We start from the raw sequence: 2,557 nt of genomic DNA on the forward strand, positions 1-2,557 counted from the left end.
GTATAGGTGCGTCCTTCAACATAACGCGAGCAATGGCGATGCGTTGCCGCTGGCCGCCGGACAATTTGACGCCGCGATCGCCGACATGGGCGTCGAATCCCTTGCGGTCCTTGGCATCCGAAAGCCCGGAGATGAAGTCCAGCGCCTCGGCGCGCCGCGCCGCCTCGACGAGCAATTCGTCGCTGGCGTCAGGCCGGCCATAGAGGATGTTTTCACGCACCGAACGATGCAGCAGGGAGGTGTCCTGCGTGACCATGCCGATTTGGGCGCGCAGCGAATCCTGCGTCACGCCGGCGATCTCCTGGCCGTCGATCAGAATCCGGCCAGCTTCCAGGTCGTAGAAGCGCAGCAGGAGGTTGACCAGCGTCGACTTGCCGGCGCCCGAGCGGCCGACAATGCCGACCTTCTCGCCCGGCTTCACCGTCAGCGACAGGCCCTCGATGACACCTTTCTGCTTGCCATAGTGGAACCGGATGTCGTCGAAGCGGATCTCGCCCCTGGTGACGGAGATGTCCTTGGCCCCCGGCCGGTCCTCGACCAGGCGCGGCAACGAGATCGAGGCGATGCCGTCCTGCACGGTGCCGATGTTCTCGAACAGGCCCGACATTTCCCACATGATCCACTGCGACATGCCCCACATCCGGAGCACCAGCCCGATGACCACGGCGACCGCGCCGATCGTCACCGCCTGCCCCAGCCACAGCCATAGCGACAGCGCGGTGACGGAGAACAGCAGCAGCGCGTTCAGGATATAGAGGACGCCATACAGCACCGTCACCAGCCGCATCGACCGGTAGACCGTCTCGAGGAAGCCGGCCATGCCCTCCTTGGCGAAGGATGCTTCGCGGCGTGCATGGCTGAACAGCTTGACCGTCTGGATGTTGCTGTAGCTGTCGACGACGCGGCCGGTCATGGTCGATCGGGCATTGGCCTGTTCTTCGCCGACCTTGCCCAGCCGCGGAATGAAATAGCGCAGCAGCAGGACATAGCCGACGAGCCAGACGACAAGCGGCGTTGCCAACCGCCAGTCGGCCGAGCCGACAATGAAGAGCATGCCAAGGAAATAGACGATGACGTAGTTCAGCACATCGATCAGCTTGATGACGCATTCGCGCACGGCGAGCGCCGTCTGCATCAGCTTGGTGGCGATGCGGCCGGCGAACTCGTCCTGGTAGAAGCTCATCGATTGCTTGAGCAGGTAGCGGTGCACCTGCCAGCGTATGCGCATGGGATAGTTACCCATCAGCGTCTGCTGGTTGAGCAGCGAATGGAGCCACACCGTTCCCGGCAGCGCGAACAGCACGATGAACGCCATGCCGGCGAGCTTCCATGCTTCCGTCTGCAGGAAGGTTTCGCGATTCTGCCCCGACAGCCAGTCGACGATCCGGCCGAGGAAGCCGAACATCCACACTTCGGCGATGGCGATGGCCGTCACCAGCACCGCGTCAAGAAGGATGTAGGGCCAGGCCCCGCGTGTGTAATGCACGCAGAAGGCGACCAGCGTCTTGGGCGGCTCGACCGGTTCCGCTGCGGGGAACGGGTCGAGCCTTTTTTCAAACCAGCCGAACAACATAAGTCATGCTCACAAATCTGTTTTCCGCTCACGCGGCGTGGGAACGTACGAAGTCGCCAGACCGCTCGGCGTCAAGGACCGATGGCTCGGCATCGTCCGAGCCATCGGTCCTGCTTCGCGCTATATAGGGGCTCGCGCTCTTTTCGCCGACAGCCGTGCTTGTCGATCCTGACGGCGCGGTGTCGACAACCCGGAGCTTCGGCCCCGGCCGGATCAGCCGGATGATCCGGCGCACCAGCGACGGCCGGCTCGGGTCGGGAACCGCGTGCGAGAAATCGACATCCGGCAGCATGCCGCGATGCGGCCGGCGGCGGACTTCGGCATGCACCGCCGACGAATAGGTTTCGCCGATCAGCAGCGCCCAGGTTGCCATTTTCTGGTCGTGCAGGCTCCTCGAGCCAGGTATTCTGTAGGGATCGAACATCGGTCCGTCCTCCGTGTGAAAATAGAGATGAAAAGGTGAATCCATATCGTCCGCCGGCATTCGGCCGGAGGCACGGATTGCGTCGGTCTGGACACGACGGGAGTCGTTGGTCTGGACATGACGGCGGGCGTCAGTCTGGACACGACAAGCGTCGGTCTGGACACGTTCAGGCGGGGCGTTCAGCCCCTTTGACAGTTTGAAAAACATCGCAGGATTCCTTCGAGAGCCGAAAAAGCGTTTCGGCGGGAATCGGTGCGATCAAGTCTTAGAGAGTCAGGAGAATTGTCGTACCGAAACCGCCATGGGGCGAACAAGCCCACGAGAGGGGCGCTGGATGTGCATGGTCATCATGAATTTCCCCTCCATCGGTTCGGGTTGACAATGGGTCTGACATACCCGACTTCGCAGAAAATGGCCACCCGCAGGTCCAGCAATTTCCAAAACCGCGAGCCGGCTGTGGCCGATCTGCCACTTATTAGAAGGACGCGGAAATGAACGACCGTCTCCGCATCGCGCTCTACCAGCCTGATATCGCCGGCAACACCGGCACAATCCTGCGC

The 2,557-nt window shown here is 62.2% G+C and carries 2 protein-coding genes and 1 pseudogene; 1 reads left to right on the forward strand and 2 read right to left on the reverse strand.

Annotated elements, in window-relative coordinates; genetic code table 11:
• On the reverse strand, positions 1 to 1,573 hold a 1,573-nt coding region (locus tag ACXJ7R_RS29680; RefSeq protein ID WP_457154933.1), incomplete at its 3' end, for an ABC transporter ATP-binding protein.
• 28 nt (positions 1,574 to 1,601) lie between these two features.
• Complete coding sequence (locus ACXJ7R_RS29685) at positions 1,602 to 2,042, reverse strand: hypothetical protein (protein WP_457154934.1); 441 nt, start codon at positions 2,040 to 2,042, stop codon at positions 1,602 to 1,604.
• A 446-nt stretch (positions 2,043 to 2,488) separates the two neighbouring features.
• Between ACXJ7R_RS29685 and ACXJ7R_RS29690 the strand changes: the two are divergent.
• Positions 2,489 to 2,557, forward strand: a pseudogene (locus tag ACXJ7R_RS29690) (tRNA methyltransferase); the annotation flags it as partial.

It is taken from the genome of Mesorhizobium sp. P5_C1 (assembly GCF_054049815.1).

Coding starts and splice junctions, on each gene's coding strand:
- ACXJ7R_RS29685 (WP_457154934.1), bottom strand. CDS start 2,042: ATGGATTCACCTTTTCATCTCTATTTTCACACGGAGGACGGACCGATG.